The sequence below is a fragment of the Streptomyces sp. NPDC001502 genome (assembly GCF_042894785.1).
Lineage (GTDB): Bacteria > Actinomycetota > Actinomycetes > Streptomycetales > Streptomycetaceae > Streptomyces > Streptomyces kutzneri.
In genome coordinates this window covers 230,831-248,381 of sequence record NZ_JBIAVW010000005.1, presented here as the reverse complement: position 1 = coordinate 248,381, position 17,551 = coordinate 230,831, and the positions used below count along the sequence as shown (strand labels likewise).

The following is a 17,551-nucleotide window of genomic DNA, read 5'->3' as shown; positions in this document are numbered from 1 at the left end:
TGTGAGTGCGAGTCCTTCGGGTACACGGTGCTCCTGACGCGGTGCGCGTACGAACTTTTCTAGGGGGTGCGCAGCCGGCGGCGGGCGGAGTAGCCGGCCAGGCCGACGGCGATGAGCAGGGTGGCCCCGTTGAACAGCGGCGTGGCCCAGAAGTCGGCGCCGAGCTGGCCGATGCCGGCGAGGCCGATGGCGAGGACGGCGACCGCCACGACGGTGCCGAGGGCGTTCACGCGGCCGGGTTTGATCGTCGTGGACCCGAGCAGGGCGCCGACGAAGGCGGGCAGCAGGTAGTCCAGCCCGACGCTCGGGTTGCCGGTCTGCTGCTGGGCGGCGAGGAGGACCCCGGCGAGGCCGGTGACCAGGCCCGATCCGGCGAAGGCGTAGACGGAGTACCGGTGGCTGGGGATGCCGATGATGTCGGCGGTGCGCCGGCTGGAGCCGATGACGTACATGTACCGGCCGAGCGGCAGTCGTTCCAGGACCACCCAGAGCGCGGCCGCGAGGGCCAGGACGTAGTAGGCGGGCAGCGGCAGACCGAGGAAGCGGGAGTCGTAGAGGCCGGTGAAGGCGGCGGGCAGGCCGTCCGGGCCGGGGACGATCCGGGAGCCGTCGGTGATCCAGCCGGTGACGGCGTACATCATGCTGCCGGTGCCGAGCGTGGCGATGAAGGAGTCGATCCGCACGTACTCGACGATGACGCCGTTGAGGACGCCGACCAGTGCGCCGCCGACGATCACGGTGAGACAGGCGAGCGGCCACGGCCAGCCCGTGTTGACGATGAGCTGCATCACCATCACATGCGCCAGGCCGAGGCCGTAGCCCATGGACAGGTCGAACTTGCCGGTGGCGATGGGGATGGTCGCGCCGAGGGCCAGGATGGCCGGGATCGACTGGTTGGACAGGATCGAGGAGACGTTGTCCCGGGTGGGGAAGGTGTCCGGCAGGACGAGGGAGAAGACCAGGAAGAGCAGGACGGCGAGGGCCAGCAGGCCGTAGGCGCCGATGTGGTGACCCCGCAGCCGGTCCAGGGGGGACCGCGGCGGAGGCGAGGACGGGGACGGGGACGGGGAGGGGGACGAGGGCGGAGGCGAGGACGAAGGGGAAGGGGGCATGGTCATCGGTCCGTCGTGGGTCCGGTGATCGCGGGCATGGCCGAGGCGGTTCGGGTGAGTTCGGCGACCGTGAGGGCCGCACCGCTCAGCTCGGTGCTCACGCTCCCGCGGACGAACACCAGAGCGCGATGGCACACGTCCGCGACCTCTTCGAAATCGGTGGAGATGAGCAGGACCGCCAGGCCCGAGGCCAGCGCGTCGTCGAGCAGCCGGTGGATGGTCGCCTTGGCCCCGACGTCCACCCCGGCGGTCGGCTCCTCCAGGACGAGCAGGCGCAGGTGTCCGCGGAGCCATCGGCCGACCATGACCTTCTGCTGGTTGCCGCCGGACAGGGTGGCGATCGGCACCTCGCTGTCGCGGGGGTGCACCGAGAACCGGTCGATGAGGGCGGTGGCCTCGGCGCGCTCGCGGCGGGGCCTGATCCAGTGCGCCGCGGGGGCGCCGGCCGCGCGCGGGTTCGCCAGGAAGTTCTCCCGCACGGTCAGGTCGGCGGCGCAGCCCTCCTCCTGACGGTTGGCCGCCACGAAGCCGACGCCGGAGTCGAGTGCGGAGTGGACCGTACGCGGGCGGTATGGCCGGCCGTCGAGCAGGACCTGCCCGCCGAGGATCGGCCGGGCGCCGGCGAGGGCGCGGCCCAGCTCCATGTGACCGGCGCCGGTCAGGCCCACCATGCCGAGGATCTCGCCGGCCCGCAGGTCCAGGCTGACCTCGCCGGTGGACACGGTCCGCACCCTCGCGAGGCTCAGCAGGGGCGCGCCGGCGGCCGGGGGAGTGCCCGGCGTCCGTCCGGCCGGGGCGTGGCCCACGATCGCGTGCACCAGCCGGTCCGGGCTGTGACCGGCGAGCGGGCCCCGGTCGACCAGCCGGCCGTCCCGCAGGACGGCGAAGGTGTCGGCGACCCGGTAGACCTCGTCGAGCCGGTGGCTGACGTAGAGGATGCCGTGGCCGCGCTCGCGCAGGGTGTGCAGTACGTCGAAGAGCCGCGCGCAGTCGGCGGCGGGGAGGGTGGCCGTCGGCTCGTCGAGCACGATGAGCTCGGCGCGGGTGGCGAGGGCGCGGGCGATGGCGACGAGCGAGCGCTCGGCGGGGCCGAGGCGGGCGATCCGGGCGTCGGCGTTCAGGTGCCCGGCGACGATCCGCAGGGCCTCGTCGCAGCGCTCCCGGGTCCGCCGCCAGGAGATCAGTCCGCGGCGGCGGGAGTAGCCGGTGCCCAGGGCGATGTTCTCGGCCACCGTCATCCACGGGACGAGCCCGAGGTCCTGGTGGATGAAGGACATGTTCCGGGTCGCGGCGTGACTGCCGAGGGGATGGCCGGCCACCGTGACCTCGCCCGTGTCGGCCTGGTGCACCCCGGCGAGCACCTTGATGAGGGTGGACTTTCCGGCTCCGTTGGGGCCGAGCAGGGCGAGGACGCTGCCGCGCCGGATGTCGAGGTCGACCGAGTCCAGCGCCAGCGTGCCGCCGAACCGCTTGCTCAGGCCGCGCAGACGGACGAGGGGTGCGGCACCGGACGGCGAGGGTGGGCTCGCCCAGGTGTCGGGAGCGTCATGCACAGACTTCTCCGGGGGTCGGCCTCCGAGTTCTTCCCGACGGTACGAGGCACTCTACGGTGATAAAGAGGGTCTTTCCCGGCATATCGCCGCGCTGTCTGACCCCAATGGCCGAACGGCCGGGGTCCGGGGGTCATGCGGCGGCCAGGGTGCACTCGGCCCAGATGACCTTGCCGTCGGTGGTGTAGCGGGTGCCCCAGGACTGGGCGAGCTGCGCGACGAGGAACAGGCCGCGGCCGCCCTCGTCGGTGGTCGCCGACTGACGCATGCGCGGGGCGCTGCTGCTGGCGTCGTGCACCTCGCAGATCAGGTTGCGGTCGTGGATGAGACGGACCCGGATGGGCGCGGTCCCGTACCGGACGGCGTTCGTGACCAGCTCGCTGAGCAGGAGTTCCGTGGCGAACGCGGACTCCTCCAGTCCCCACCGGTTCAGCTGGCTCACGGAAGCGGCGCGGACCTCGGAGACGAGGGCCGGATCGGCGTCCAGCTCCCAGGTGGCGATCCGCTCCGCGGGTACGGCGTGGGTGCGGGCGACGAGGAGCGCGATGTCGTCGTCGGGGTGCTCGGGTGCGACGGCGTCGAGGACGGCCTGGCAGGTTTCCTCCGGGGCCCGGTCCGGGTGGGCCAGCGCCCGGTTCAGGGCGTCGAGGGCCACGTCGATGTCGCGGTGGCGGTCCTCGATGAGCCCGTCGGTGTAGAGGACGAGCTGGCTGTGCTCGGGGAGCCGGATCTCGGCCGACTCGAAGGGGAGGCCGCCGAGGCCGAGCGGGGGACCGGCGGGCAGGTCGAGGAGGGACACGGTGCCGTCGGGTCGGACCAGCGCGGGCGGAGGGTGGCCGGCGCGGGCCATCGTGCACTGCTGGGAGGTGGGGTCGTAGATGGCGTACAGGCAGGTGGCGCCGACGATGCCGGTGCTGCCGGAGCCTGGACCGTCCCCGCCCTCCTCCCGGTCGAGGCGCACCATCAGGTTGTCCAGATGGGTGAGGAGCTCGTCGGGGGCCAGCTCCAGCTCGGCGAAGTTGCGGGCGGCGGTGCGCAGCCGGCCCATGGTGGCGGCGGCGTGCAGTCCGTGGCCGACGACATCGCCGACGAGGAGGGCGACCCGGGCCCCGGACAGGGGGATGACGTCGAACCAGTCGCCGCCGACGCCCGACTCGGCGGGCAGATAGCGGTGGGCGACCTCGACGGCGCTCTGCTCGGGGAGGTCGCGGGGGAGCAGGCTGCGCTGCAGGGACAGGGCGAGGGTGTGTTCGCGGGTGTAGCGGCGGGCGTTGTCGATGCAGAGGGAGGCGCGGGCGGCGAGCTCCTGGGCCAGCGAGCGGTCGTCGTCCCCGTAGGGGGCCGGGTCCTGCGAGCGGTAGAAGCTCGCGACGCCGAGGACGGCGCCACGGGCGAGCAGGGGGACCGTGATGAGGGAGTGGATGTTGTGGGCGAGGAGCCGTTCGGCGTGCCGGGGGTCCTGGGCGATCCAGCCGAAGGCGGCCCGCAGATCCGGTTCGAGCACCGGCTGCCGGGTGGCGATGCAGCGCATGTGGGGCGTGGTGGGCCGCAGGCTGATCTGCGCGCCGACCGGGTAGAAGGGGCAGTCCTCGCGGATGCCGTGCACCACCGTGCGCTGCATCTCGGTGGTGGGATGGGGGGATTCCTCCCCGAGCAGTACGCCCCCCGGCAGATCGATGGTGACGAAATCGGCCAACCTCGGGACGGCCGTCTCGGCGAGCTCCCAGGCGGTGCGGCTCACGTCCAGCGTGGTGCCGATGCGGTTGCTGGCCTCGGCCAGCAACTCCAGGCGCCGGCGTGCCGCGACGGCGTACTTGCCCACCTCGGGCTCGCCCACCAGCACCAGCCCTCTGACCCGGCTCTGGGCGGGGCCGACGGCGGGCGCCGCGACGGCCTCCCCGGCGGGGCCTTCGGCGCCCGGTGCGCCGCGTGCGCGGACCGTCGCCGGTTGTGGACCGGGGGTGACGTGAGGACGGAACGCGGGCGGCACCGCGGCGGGGGCATGGGGGTGGGTGGGGGTGGGGGCGTGCCGCTCCGAGTCCTCGGGGAGCAGTGCCTCGACGACGACCCCCTCCACCCCGGCGGCGCTCGTCACGGGGCGGCTGACCAGCGTGACCCACCGGCCGCGGGACAGGGGCACTTCGGCGGCGGCCCGCCGGTCCCCGGACATCAGCTCCGTGGCCCTCTCCTTGAGGGTCGCCTGGTCGCTCTGCTCCAGCTCGCTCTGGAGGAAGTCGGCCATCGCCACCGGGTGCCCGTCGAGGCCGTGCTCGCTGCTCAGGGCCAGGTTCGCGGTGTCGAGATAGGCCTGCAGCAGACCGTGCTCGCGCGCCGAACTCTGGTCCATCAGCCGTCGTTCGATGGCTTCGGCCGCCTTGCGCACCACGGGGATCAGCGCCGGGTCCGCGTCGGTGTAGGGATAGCCGAGGCACAGGACGCCCTGGATGTGCCCGCTGAGCTGGTCGCGCAAGGGGATCGCGGTGCAGGCGCTCGACTGGGACCGCTCGGCGAAGTGCTCGGCGCCGTAGACCTGGCACAGCCGCCTCTCCGCGAGGGTCAGGCCGATGCCGTTCGTACCGGCCACCTGCTCGGCGAACACGAACCCGGGGAGGATCTGGATCGGGGCGAGCTGCTTGAGCATGGATTTCTCGCCGAAGCGGCGGGCGAGCACCATGCCGTGACCGTCGGCGAGGCAGATGTTGGTGCGGCTGCCCGCGAAAATGCTCTGGAGCCGGTCGAGTACGGGCTCGGCGGCGCGCAGCAGCGGACCGTCCGGGTCGAAGCCCTCCTGGAACGGGAGCTCGGACTGCTCCGGTGACAGCCCCAGCAGCCGACTGCGCTGCCACGAGCTCAGGATCGGGCTTCTCACGCTTCCCTCGACCGACTCGCCCTGCAGGAATCGGTCACGGAATCGCACGGGGCCGATGCGGTCTCCGACGACCCCCATGTGCATCACTTCCCCTCACCGGAGCACCCTCGATCGCCAGATTTGAGTATATTCCTCACAATTCGGCAATGAGGTGCGGGAGCGACGTGATCATTGGGTGCCCGCGTCACAGGATCGCGACCGGGTTGACGGGTGAGCCCGTTCCGCCGGGGACGTTCAGCGGTGCCACGACGAGCAGGAACGCGTAGCGGCCCGCCTCGGCGCACGCGGCCGAGAGCGCTTCGAGGTCGAGGTTGTCCAGCAGCGGCACCCCCATCGCCGTGACCGCGAGCGCGTGGACGGGGGAGTGCAGCCCCTCGACCGGCGAAGGCCGTACGTCGCTGTCCCCGTCGCCGCCCAGCAGCGCGACGGCGCGCTCGGCCAGCAGCGGTACGGCGTGCACGTGCCAGCCCGCGCTCGCCGCGTCGGGGTTCCAGGGGCCGAGCTCCCGGCGCCGGCGCAGGGCCCCGGAACGCAGCAGTACCGCGTCTGCGTCCCCGATGGTCACCCCGAGGGCCTCCTCCGCGGCGACGATGTCCCGGGCGTGCACCGCACGGCCCGGTTCGAGCCATTCGACCCCGAGGACGGCGGGCAGGTCGACCAGGACGCCCCGCGTGACCAGGGGGCCGAGCGCCGACACCGCGCCGAAGCGGGCACCCGCCGCATCGACACACTCGCGCGCCGCGCGCCCGTCGTACAGTTGCCCTCGGTAGGCGACGTGCGACAGTGCGTCGAGGTGCGTCACGCTCTTGCCGTGGTAGTCCGCGGCCAGGAAGTCCTTGTGGACGGACGGCTCCGGGACCTGCACGTCGCCGAGGTCGGACATGTAGTGCAGCGCGGGCTTCGCGTTGTCCGGGCCGGGGCGGGTGTCCCAGGGCCGTGCCATCGGGACGACCCTCCCGTCCCGGACCGTGGCGGCGGCCCTGCGCGCGTGTTCCGCCGTCACCCGGTTCCAGGCCCCGCGGTCGGCCGCCGCCCACCGGCCCCACGTACGGACCGACGCGAACAGTGCGTCGAACTCCTGCCGGGAGACGGCGGGCCCGTTCGCCGGCCCGTCGGCGGGGACGCCGGCGGGGGCGTCGGTGGGGTTGCCGCTCATGTCCCCAGTGTCCGGCGGTTCGCCCCCCGGCGCTGGCCGGGAGACGTTCTCCGCGGAAGGGGGTGCCGGTCGCTCGCGCTAGTGTGCGCGCGTGAGCTTTCATGTCGTCATAGGTTTTGGACCCGCCGGCGCCGCCACCGCCCGGCTCCTCGCCGAACAGGGCCGTACCGTACGGGTGGTCACCAGATCGGGCCGGAGCCCGGAACCCGGGATCGAACACGTCGCGCTCGACGCGACGGACACCCAGCGGCTGACCGAAGCCGCGCGGGGCGCGGCCGCGATCCACGGCTGCGCCGCACCCCCCTACCACCGCTGGGCGGGCGACTGGCCGCCGCTGGCCTCGTCGCTCTGCGCCGCGGCCGAGGCGACCGGGGCCGTACTGGTCATGCTCGGGAACCTCTACGGCTACGGCCCCGTGGACGGCCCCATGACCGAGGAGCTGCCGCTCGCGGCCACCGGCACCAAGGGGCGGGTCCGCGCCGCGGTCTGGGAACAGGCGCGGACACTGCACGAGCAGGGAAGGATCAGGGCGGTCGAGCTACGCGCCTCGGACTTCTTCGGACCCGGCGTCACCGATGGCGGCCACCTGGCCGCACGGGTCGTGCCGCCGCTGCTGCGCGGCAGGCCGGTCACCACGCTGGGGGACCCGGACGCCCCGCACAGCTGGACCTACCTCCCCGATGTCGCGCGGGCGCTGGCCGAGGTCGCGGACGAGGAGCGTGCCTGGGGACGCGCCTGGCACATCCCGACCCAGCCGACGCTGTCCGTACGGGAGATGGCCGGGCGGCTCTGCGCCCAGGCGGGAACGGGACCGGTCGCCGTGCGCGGGCTCCCGTCGGCCGTGGTCGGCGTGGCATCGCTCTTCTCCCCGCTGATCCGCGAACTGAAGGAGATCCGCTACCAGTTCGACCGTCCGTTCGTCGTAGATTCGAGCGCCTACGAGGCGGCGTTCGCGGTACGGTCCACCGCCGTCGACGAACAGGTCAAGGCGACGTTGGAATGGTGGCGCGAACGACTCGCGACCAGCGATCGGCAGGGGTGACAGGACAGGGATGGACCACATGGAGGACGCCAGGAGACCGCGGCGGGAGGACATCGCCGTCGTGGGGATGGCGTGCCGGTTCCCGGGAGCACGCAATGTGAACCAGTACTGGCGGCTGCTGACGGCCCCGCAGGCACAGTTCGGGGTGATCCCGGACTCGCGGTGGCGCACCACGGCCTTCACGAGCGACAACTTCCGTGACACCTCGTCGGCGTACACGGACACCATGGCGCTGCTGCCGGACGTGGGCCACTTCGACGCGGCCCACTACGGCATCCCGCCGCGGCGGGCCCGGGCGATGGACCCGCAGGCCCGGCTGCTGATCGACCTCGCCCGCGAGGCCATCCAGGACGCGGGGTGGGAGGCCGACGGCTTCGACCGTGAGGAGACCTCGGTGATCACGGCGCTCACCGAGGGCGGCTACCGCGAACTCAGCACCCTGCAGATCCGGATGCGCCAGCTGGCCGGTGGCGAGTTCGGTGCGCGGCTCGGCCACCCCCGCCTGCTGGAGTCGGTCCGGGCCGTCGACGGACTCAACGGCACCTCCGTGGCCGGGCTCCTGCTCAACATGGGCCCCAACACCATCAGCTCGGTCTTCGACCTGCACGGCGAGAGCTACGCCCTGGACTCGGCCTGCTCGGGCGGACTCATGGCCGTGGCCAACGCCGTGCACGCACTGCGCGCGGGCCGCTCCCGCATCGCCCTCGCGGGCGGCGCCCAACTGATACTCACCCCCGACCTGCTGGTCGGGCTGTGCCGGATCGGCGCCATCTCGCGCAGCGGCCGCTGCCTGCCCTTCGGAGCGCAGGCCGACGGCTTCGTCCTCGGCGAGGGAGCCGGGGTCCTGGTGCTGCGGCCCCTGACCGACGCGCTGGCGGCGGGCGACCGGGTCTACGCCGTGATCCGCGGTGTGGGAACGGCCAACGACGGGACCGTGCAGGGCGGTATGCACCCCCAGCCGGCCGGCCAGCTCCGCACCCTGCGCCGGGCCTACCGGGACGCGGGACTCTCCCCGGACGCGGTGGGCTACCTGGAGGCGCACGGCACCGGAACCACGGTAGGTGACCCCGTCGAGCTCGGTGTCCTGCGCGAACTGCGCGGTGAGCACGCCGAACCCGCCTATCTCGGCGCCGTGAAGGCGGTGGTCGGACACTCGCTGAACTCCGCGGGGATCGCCGGGCTCATCAAGTCGGTCCTGGCCGTGCAGCGGGGCGTCATACCCCCGCAGCCGGAGTGCGACCTGGCCGATCGCTCCGGGCTCGACGCCGCTCGGCTGACCGTGGCGACAGCCCCGACGCCGTGGCCGGACCGCGCCGGTCCGCGCCGTGCCGGGGTCAGCGCCTTCGGCTTCGGCGGTACCGGCGTCCACCTGGTCGTGGAGGAATGCACCACGGCGCCGACCGGACCGGGGGCCCTCGCGGCGCCGGCCGGCGGACCGTACGTACTGGCCCTCAGCGCGCGGGACCCGGACGGACTGGCCCGCTACGCCCGGGAGCTCGCGGACACCCTCACCGACGACCGGCCCCCGCTGGCCTCGGTGGCGGACACCCTCGCCCGCCGCACACCCCTCACACAACACCTCACCCTGGTGGTACGGGACGCCGCCGACGCCACCGCCCGGCTGACGGCGGCGGCCGCCGCCGTCGAGGCGGGCCGTACGGAAGGGCTCGCCGGGCACACGGCCACCGCCGCCGAGCCCCGGCCGCCCGCGACGGCGCGGACACCCCCGTGCACCCTGCCGCCGAGCCCGCTGGCCCCGCGCCGCCACTGGGTCGTGGACGACTCGGCGCGGGAAGTCCCGGATCCCGCCGCGGCCACGCCCGCGACACCCGCGGCACTCGCCGTGCCGCGCCCCGACGGCGCGTCCGCCGCGGCCGCCGCGCGGGCCGCGTCCGCCGCCTCCCTCGTGCTCGAAGAGGTCTCGCGGACCGGTGTCTTCCCGCTCTCCGAGCTGAGCGGGCACCTGACCCTGGTGACCGACCTCGGATTCGACTCCCTGATGCTGCAGGAGCTCGAAATCAACATCGCCAAGCGGATACCGGGCTTCCGGTCCGAGGAGCTGTTCTCGCCCGAACTCACCGTCGGCCGGCTGATCGAACTCGTCGATCCGGACCCGGATCCGCACACCGCTGCGGACCGCACGCGTACGGCGGCCCCCGCCGGACCGGCCCCGCAGCAGGAGCCCGTATGGGACGCCAGGACGGCCGTCATCGACGCGTTCCCGGAAGTGGGCGAGTTCGAGCAGCGCCTCGGCCGGATCACCGACAGCGGCGCGGCCAACCCCTACTTCCGGGTGCACGAGGGCAACATCCGGGACACGACCGTCATCGGGGGCCGCACCCTGCTGTCCTTCGGCAGCTACAACTACCTGGGGCTCTCCGGCCATCCGGCGGTCGACGAAGCCGTGCACCGGGCGGTGGACCGGTACGGCACCTCGGTCTCCGCGAGCCGCGTCCTCTCCGGCGAACGGGACCTGACCGTACGGCTGGAGCGGGCGCTGACGGACTTCCTCGGCGTCGGCGACTGCCTGACCCTGGTCAGCGGCCACGCCACGAACGTCACCGCGATAGGGCACCTCGTCGGCCCCGAGGACCTGGTGGTGCACGACGCGCTCGCCCACGACAGCATCCTCCAGGGCTGCGCCCTGTCCGGGGCGGCGCGACGCCCCTTCGCCCACAACGACATGGGGCAGCTGGAGCACATGCTGCGGCTCAACAGGTCCCGCTTCCGGCGGGTGCTGATCGCCGTCGAGGGCGCCTACAGCATGGACGGCGACCTCGTCGACCTGCCCGCCGTGATCGAGCTGAAGAAGCGCTACGGAGCCCTGCTGATGGTCGACGAGGCCCACAGCATCGGCACCGTCGGTGAACACGGCAGGGGAGTGGGCGAGTTCTACGGCATCGACCGGTCCGACGTGGACCTGTGGATGGGCACCCTCTCCAAGTCCTTCGCCAGCTGCGGCGGTTACCTCGGCGGCTCGGCCCGGATGGTGCGCTGGCTGCGCCACACGCTCCCCGGCTTCGTCTACAGCGTCGGCCTGACCCCGGCCAACGCGGCCGCTGCGCTGGCCGCCACCGAGCTGCTCACCGCGCAGCCGCAGCGGGTGCGTGCCCTCAGACGGAACTCCGAGCTCTTCCTGCGCCTCGCCACCGGGGCCGGCCTGGCAACGGGCTCCAGCGCCGGCACCCCCATCGTGCCGTGCATCCTCGGCGACTCGGCGAGAACCCTGAGCGTCGCGGACGGGCTGTTCGCCCGGGGCGTCGTCGCGGACCCGATCTTCCACCCCGCGGTGGAGGAAGGGCTGTCGAGACTGCGGTTCTTCATCACCAGCGAACACCGCGCGGAGGACATCCGACGGGCCGTGTCGATCCTGGCCGAAGAGGTGGCGGCAGCGGCCGCCGGGCGATAAGTGATCCATCTCAGATCAGGGTGCGTTCGATGCGGCTGAGCGTGGCGCTCCGGGCGGGATCGCCGTCCTCGCCCGCCGCGGCGGTGGCCGCCACCGCGGCGTGCCGCTGATCGGCGTCGCCGATCCGCTGGGACAGGAGGTAGGCGATGATCTCCGCCTCCTGCTCCTGGACGTCGTCGTAGGTCGCCCGCAGGAGCATGTCGCGTACGAGTTCGGGGTCGAGGTTGGGGAAGAGGAGGCGCGCGGCCGCCTCGTCCAGCCCGCCTGCACCGCGATGGCAGCAGATGATGTGGCCCAGCTCGTGCAAGATGATGTGCTCCTGATGCGCGCCGGTGGTGTTGGCGTCGTAGAAGATGAGGTCCTCGTCGCGAGCGGCCACCCACATGCCGCATGGATGCGACGAGGGCATCTGCATCGGGACCAGCGTGATCGGACGGTCGCGCACCTCGCCGAGATGGCGGCACAGTTCGGCCACGTCGGCCGCCGCCGGCAGATCGAGTTCGGCGATCCGCTGCGCGCCGGCCTTCCGGAGCTTCTTGAGCCGGCTGCGGCGCTCGTGGTCGGCCGCCCGCTCCTTGCGGGCGCCCCTCATGGCGACTCGGAGGGATCGGCGACGGGCGGCAGGCCCTGCATCTGCCGGTACTGGTCCATGATGGCCGTGATGGCCTGGAGGTTCTCCTTCTTCATCCCCGCCGCCCGCATCGCCACGGCGCGCACCCCGGACTGGCGCAGCGCCTCGATGGCGGCGAGCTCGCCGAGCACGGACTCGGCGACCTCGTCGTCGAAGAAGTAGGCGACCGAGACCCCGAAGAAACGGGCCAGGGCGGACAGCAGGTCGGGTGACGGGTTGGAGCGCTTCCCCGTGCGCAGCTGCGACAGATACACCCCCCCGACCTTGAGTTCGGGATTGACCCGCTTCAGCTCGTCCGCGACCTCGGCGTTGGTCCAGTGCTTGCCCTTGGGGCGGACCGTTCGGAACAGGTCGTCGAGGCGCTTCGCGAGCAGGGGGCGTTCCTCACTCCCGTTCTCGGTGTCGCTCTCGGTCCCGGTCATGGTGAACCATCCTCCCGTCGCCCTTCGGTATAGCCCTCAGCTATACGTCAGTTTCACAGATTAGCTGTCAGTTGACAATTGGCCAGGACTCGGCGAACGTGGGGTCCAGCCGATAGCTGGCAGCTAACTTGCGCTCACGGGGGACGCACGTTGGTCACCGGTGACATCGGACTGGCCCGGCCCTCGGGGGATGGGCCGGGCCAGTACGGGCGGGAGCAACCCGTCCGGCCGCCGCGAGAGCGGGGAAACGGGATACCCGCCCGGTTTGACGGGGGATGCAAACCGGGCGGGAGTTCTCAACTCGCCTTGCCGAGCTTACTGTAGGCGGCTGCCACTTGGGTGAGCCATGCCAGCTCTGCCGCGAAGTTGTTCGTATCACGGTCGTCGAAGTCGCCGGCGTCCTTGTTGTTCCGGGGCACCGTGTGGGTCAGTTTTGCCTGCAAGGCGCGCTTGATCTGTGCAGCTTCGGTGAAGGCCTGCCGTGATTCCGCGCTCCCCTCCTTGGCCGGATCGTGACCCTCTCCCGCGGTGCGGTCGATGTACGGACGCAAGTCCCGCCACCCGTCCCGTATTTCGACGACCCGGCGGTGAAGGCGGTAGTCGAGGTCGGACACCGAGGCGCCGGGCGGCTCCAGGGCGATGTCTGGGGAGGACTCGTACAGGTCCCGCCACAACGGGTAGAGCGCCCGGTACGACCGGTACGTGCGGGCCCACTCCAGGAGCCGGGTCGCCGCCGGGCCCCAGGAGGAGTTGGTCAGGCTGAGCGAGAGCAGGACGATGCCCGCCGCGCTGAAGACCGAGGCGGCGACCTTCCAGGCGCCGATGTCGACCCCGCCCGCCGCCGTGAGGATGTTGACCGTCCTGGCGAGGCAGTAGAGGAACAGGACCACGGCGGTGACCGAGAGCAGCCGCAGGGCCTGGCGCAGCGAGGCGTTGTCGGTCATCCGGGCGTACGGCCCGCACTGGAGGTAGATCGTGACGCACGGAATCGCCTGCGAGACGATGAACGCCAGGAGATAGGTGAGCAGCAGCGGTTCGCTGGTGCCGTCGAAGTCCGAGGCGGGCCGGCCGGTGCCGTCGGCGAGGAAGAAGAGGGCCGCCAGCAGCACGTCGAGGGTGATACCGGTGATCAGCCAGTAGCGGGTCTTGCGTGCGGCCTCCTCGTCCGCCGCGGCCCACCGCAGCAGGATGATCTGCGCGCTGACGCAGAAGGCGACCGCCGACAGGTGCATGAGGAGGACGGCGAGGTTGCCGACTCCCAGCAGGGGCCCGCCCCCCATGGCCAGGGCTCCCATGGTGAAGGTGAGGCACTGGAGGAGCAGAGTGGCGATCAGCGTGCGGTACGCGCCGTCCTTCCAACTGCGCCGGGCCTGGCACAGCCGGTAGACGAGCGCCGCGTACGAGGAGAGCGCCGCTATGACGAAGCAGAGGGTTCTGGTGGTGTTCACGTCCTGGTTTTCTGCCGGTGCCGCGCGGGCGGCGGGCGGGTCAGTCGGTGTTCTCGGCCGGGGGGACCACGAGGCCGATGCTCTCGGCGGCCACGGCGATGGCGTAGTCGAAGAACGCGGCCTCGTCCCGGACGCTGTCGTGGGTACGGCTGAAGACCTGGAACACGAGGAGGCCGATCAGATTGCTCCACAGGACGATGCCGCGCTCGATGATGTCCGAGAACGGGGCCTCGGGCGTGCCGCCGAAGAGCTGCACGGCCTCCGGCAGGAGCAGCGGCGGGCCGGGCACCGGCCGCCGGGGCGGGGTGAGTTCACCGGCCTCCAGCGCGGAGCGCACGATGCCGGCGAGGACCGCGGGAGTGCGCGAGGCCGACGGGACCGTGTCCTGCGGGGCGTGGTAACCGGGCACGGGCGAGCCGTAGATCAGGGTGAACTCGGCGGGGTTGGCGAAGGACCACTGCCGCAGCGCGCGGGTGACCGCGAGGAGCCGTGCGCCTCCCGGCGCACCGGCCTCCGCGGCGGCGCCGTCGGCCCGTTCCATCGCCTCGCCGGACGCGTCGTAGGCGTCGATGACCAGTGCGGTCAGCAGATCGTCGCGGTGCGGGAAGGCGGCTTCGACATCGGCGGAAGGAAGGCCGCTGTCGCGTGCCACGCCGTCCAGGGACAGCCCGGCGGCGCCCAGCTTCACCAGCTGCTGACGCGCGATGTCCTTGATCACCACCGCCAGGGTGATGTCGTCGTCCTCGGTCGAACTGATTGCGGAAACATCCATGCCGGAACCGTACCCGCCGGCAACTGCGGCCGTGCGTACGGTCTTTCGAACGCCCTGGTCATGCGGTGTGATCCGGCCACCGGGCGGGTACGGAACGTTCCGGGCGAATGCGGTCGAGCGGTGGGCGTCAGACGTCGGACAGGGTGCTGGGGCCGCCCGTCAGGGAGACGTGCAGGCCGTCCGGCCGGACCTCGGCGGAGGTGGCCGCGAGCCCGAGCGGGTACTCCTTCGGTGCGCCCGCCTGCGGGCCGAAGCCGCCGGCACCGATTCCGAGCCGGTCGGCGGGGACGGAGCGGCCGAACAGGGTGAGCCCGTCGACGGCGAGGGTGACCTTGCCGTCCGCGAGGACCGGACGCAGCGTCAGCCGCCCGAGCCCGCCCGGGCCGACGTCCGCGAGGACCATCCCCTGCGTCGGATCGGTGGTCACCGAGGCCACCGCCACGGACGGTACGGCGTCGCGGATCGCCGCGGCGAGGGACTGCGTCGAGACCGTCACGTCCGCGTGGGTGCCGCCGACCGTGGTCGTTCCGCCGAGGCGGACGTCGTCCAGCCGGGCCCGGACGCGGACCTGCGAGAGCCGTCCGACCCGGGCGTCGTCGCTGCTGATGTCGAGCCGGGGGATGTTCTCGTGCGCCAGGTCCCACAGGGCCCAGCCGCCGGCGACACCGACCGCCACGTCGTCGCCGAGGCCCGGAGCCGCCTTCGCGACACGGCTTTGGATGTGGTGGCGGACCGTGTACTCGGCCGCGCCGGTGGCGAGGACGGCCAGCAGGACCACGGCGACGGTGATCGTGAGGACGGTACGGCGGCGCAGGGCGGCCCGGATCCTCGTCAGGGGGCGCTTCATCGCCGTTCTCCTCGGGCGGGTGCGAGATCGGGTGTGGTTCCGGGATCTGGTGCGGGATCCGATCCCGCCAGGGGCCCCGGCCCGGCGGCGGGCCCTTCCGGGTCGAGATGCGGCAGGAGCCGGTCCAGCCAGCCGGGGAGCCACCAGTTGGCCCGCCCGAAGAGGTACATGGACGCGGGCACCAGGAGGAGGCGGACCACGGTGGCGTCGATGATGACGCTGACGCCGAGGCCCAGCGCGAGCATCTTGACGGCGACGTTCGTCGAGAGCAGGAAGGCCAGGAACACGCTGGTCATGATCAGCGCCGCGCAGGTGATGACGCGGGCGGTGGCGGCGAGGCCGGTGGCGACGGCCAGGTGGTTGTCCTCGTGCTGCAGCCAGATCTCGCGGATCCGGGAGAGCAGGAAGACCTCGTAGTCCATGGAGAGCCCGAAGACGATCGCGAACATCATCATCGGTACGTAGGACTCGACGGGCACCTTCTCGGTGACGCCGAACAGCGCGCCGCCCCAGCCCCATTGGAAGACCGCGACGACCACGCCGTAGGCGGCGGCGATGGAGAAGAGGTTGAGCACGGCGGCCTTGAGCGCCACCAGCGGGCTGCGGAAGACGGTGAGCAGCAGCAGGAACGCGGCGGAGACGACCACGGCGATGATCAGGGGCAGTTTGGCGGAGAGGGTGTCGGTGAAGGTCTGGGCGGCGGTGGCCGTGCCCGTGAGGTAGCCCGTGGCCCCGGTGCCCGAGAGCGTGTGCGGCACGGTCTCGTCCTGCAAGGTGTGGATCAGGTCCGCGGTGGCCGCGTCCTGCGGGCCGGTGGCGGGCACGACCGTGGTGATGAGCAGGGCGTGGTCGGGGCTGGGCACCGGGGGAGTGACGGAGGCGACGCCCGGTACGGCGGCCAGCTCGCGCCGGAGCGAGGCCGCGAGGTCCTGGCGCAGGCTCTCGCTCTCGACGTGCCTGCTGTCGAGGTGGGTGACGACGGTGAGCGGGCCGTTGGCGCCGGGTCCGAAGCCCTCGGTGATCAGATCGTAGGCGCGGCGGTCGGTCCTGCTGGTGGACTGGGCTCCGGCGTCGACGTGGCCGAGCTGCATGGACGCGACGGGGACCGCGAGTACGCCGAGTACGAGCAGGCCGCCGACCAGGAAGAGCCACGGGCGGCGGCTCACCCTGACGGCCCAGCGGTGCCAGACATCGGCCTCGCCGGTGGGTTCCGCGACGGGCTCGCGGACGTGGAGGCGGTCGATGCGGCGGCCGAGCAGACCCAGCAGGGCGGGAGTCAGGGTCACGGACGCGGCGGCCGCCACCAGGACGCTGAGTCCGGCGGCGACACCGAGGGCGCCGATGAAGCCCACGCCGGAGGCGCACAGTCCGCCCAGGGCCATGGCCACCGTGGCGGCGGCGACCAGCACGGCCCGGCCGCTGGTGGCGACCGTACGGCCGACCGCCTCGGCGGGTTCGGTTCCGGCGTGCAGCAGGGCCCGGTAGCGGGTGGCGAGGAAGAGCGCGTAGTCGATGCCGACGCCGAGGCCCATCATCGCGGCCAGGGTCGGGGCGGCCTGGGCGAAGCCGAAGTGCCCGGCGAGCAGTCCGAGCCCGGCCAGGCTCACGGACAGGCCGACCACGGCCGTCACCAGGGGCAGGCCGGTGGCGGCGACGCTGCCGAAGCCGATCAGCAGGACGAGCACGGCGACGGCCAGACCGATCGCCTCGGAGGCGCGGTCCGCGGACTTGGGGGTGGCCAGCTGGCCGAGCGGGGCCCCGTACTCGACGGTGACGTCGTCGGCGCGCAGCGGCTCGACGGCGGTGTCCACCCCGGCGAGGTAGGCGGGGTCGAAGCTCGCCGGGTTGCCGTCGAAGCGGACGGTCACCTGGGCGGTCCCGCCGTCCGCCGAGACCGCCCCGGGGGTGGTGAGCGGGTCGGCCACCGACAGGACGTCCGGGAGCCGGCCCAGGCCGGCGACGGCCGCGTCGATCGCCGCCCGGTGATCGGTGACCGCGCCCTCGTCGGTGGTGATCACGATGGCGGAGGCCGTGCCGCCGGACCCGGTGGTGTGGGCCGCCAGCAGGTCGGCACCGGTCTGGGTGCTGGTGCCGGGCAGGGAGAAGCTGTCCGCGTAGGTGCCGCCCCAGGTGTGGTTGGCGAGCCCGAGGCCGACCAGTGCCAGTACCCACAGGGCGACGACCCGCCAGGCGTGCCGTGCGCACCAGCGCCCGCTCCGGTGGAGGAGCCCCGGCCCCTCGGCCGATTCAGTGTTCATGGGGCCACTGTGCGCGGTGTGTGTAAGGGGGGCGT

12 protein-coding genes are annotated in these 17,551 nt (G+C 72.6%); 2 read left to right on the top strand and 10 right to left on the bottom strand.

Annotation, left to right across the window (positions count from 1 at the left end; all coding sequences use genetic code 11):
• Nucleotides 1-59: 59 nt before the first annotated feature.
• From ACFY0D_RS10725 to ACFY0D_RS10710, 4 genes are all read right to left on the bottom strand, one after another.
• Nucleotides 60-1,118: an ABC transporter permease gene (locus ACFY0D_RS10725; RefSeq protein ID WP_390797980.1), complete on the bottom strand. Its 1,059-nt coding sequence runs from the start codon at nt 1,116-1,118 to the stop codon at nt 60-62.
• Nucleotides 1,115-2,665, bottom strand: a complete 1,551-nt coding sequence (locus ACFY0D_RS10720) for a sugar ABC transporter ATP-binding protein (protein WP_390797979.1) — start codon at nt 2,663-2,665, stop codon at nt 1,115-1,117. Before ACFY0D_RS10720 ends, ACFY0D_RS10725 begins: the two co-directional genes overlap by 4 nt.
• Nucleotides 2,666-2,795: 130 nt before the next feature.
• Entirely contained in the window at nt 2,796-5,609 is a 2,814-nt protein-coding gene (locus tag ACFY0D_RS10715) for a SpoIIE family protein phosphatase (protein WP_390797978.1), read from the bottom strand.
• Between the two features lie 106 nt (nt 5,610-5,715).
• Nucleotides 5,716-6,687 (bottom strand): cyclase family protein, encoded by a 972-nt coding sequence (locus tag ACFY0D_RS10710; RefSeq protein ID WP_390797977.1) that lies wholly within the window; start codon nt 6,685-6,687, stop codon nt 5,716-5,718.
• A gap of 91 nt (nt 6,688-6,778) precedes the next feature.
• On the opposite strand from ACFY0D_RS10710, the gene ACFY0D_RS10705 reads away from it, so the two are divergent.
• Nucleotides 6,779-7,729 (top strand): NAD-dependent epimerase/dehydratase family protein, encoded by a 951-nt coding sequence (locus tag ACFY0D_RS10705; protein WP_390797976.1) that lies wholly within the window; start codon nt 6,779-6,781, stop codon nt 7,727-7,729.
• A gap of 19 nt (nt 7,730-7,748) precedes the next feature.
• Entirely contained in the window at nt 7,749-11,138 is a 3,390-nt protein-coding gene (locus tag ACFY0D_RS10700) for an aminotransferase class I/II-fold pyridoxal phosphate-dependent enzyme (protein ID WP_390797975.1), read from the top strand.
• A 10-nt stretch (nt 11,139-11,148) separates the two neighbouring features.
• Here ACFY0D_RS10700 and ACFY0D_RS10695 read toward each other — a convergent pair whose 3' ends face one another.
• The 6 genes from ACFY0D_RS10695 to ACFY0D_RS10670 form a co-directional block, all read right to left on the bottom strand.
• Complete coding sequence (locus ACFY0D_RS10695; RefSeq protein ID WP_390797974.1) at nt 11,149-11,730, bottom strand: toxin; 582 nt, start codon at nt 11,728-11,730, stop codon at nt 11,149-11,151.
• Complete coding sequence (locus tag ACFY0D_RS10690; RefSeq protein WP_390797973.1) at nt 11,727-12,191, bottom strand: helix-turn-helix domain-containing protein; 465 nt, start codon at nt 12,189-12,191, stop codon at nt 11,727-11,729. The genes ACFY0D_RS10695 and ACFY0D_RS10690 overlap by 4 nt, the downstream gene beginning before the upstream one ends.
• Nucleotides 12,192-12,487: 296 nt before the next feature.
• Nucleotides 12,488-13,639, bottom strand: a complete 1,152-nt coding sequence (locus tag ACFY0D_RS10685) for an MAB_1171c family putative transporter (RefSeq protein WP_390797972.1) — start codon at nt 13,637-13,639, stop codon at nt 12,488-12,490.
• Nucleotides 13,640-13,679: 40 nt separating this feature from the next.
• On the bottom strand, nt 13,680-14,411 hold the full coding sequence (locus ACFY0D_RS10680) for a TetR-like C-terminal domain-containing protein (protein ID WP_390797971.1): 732 nt from the start codon (nt 14,409-14,411) through the stop codon (nt 13,680-13,682).
• 127 nt (nt 14,412-14,538) lie between these two features.
• Nucleotides 14,539-15,258, bottom strand: a complete 720-nt coding sequence (locus tag ACFY0D_RS10675) for an LmeA family phospholipid-binding protein (protein WP_390797970.1) — start codon at nt 15,256-15,258, stop codon at nt 14,539-14,541.
• Nucleotides 15,255-17,516: an MMPL family transporter gene (locus ACFY0D_RS10670; protein WP_390797969.1), complete on the bottom strand. Its 2,262-nt coding sequence runs from the start codon at nt 17,514-17,516 to the stop codon at nt 15,255-15,257. The genes ACFY0D_RS10675 and ACFY0D_RS10670 overlap by 4 nt, the downstream gene beginning before the upstream one ends.
• Between the last annotated feature and the right edge of the window lie 35 nt (nt 17,517-17,551).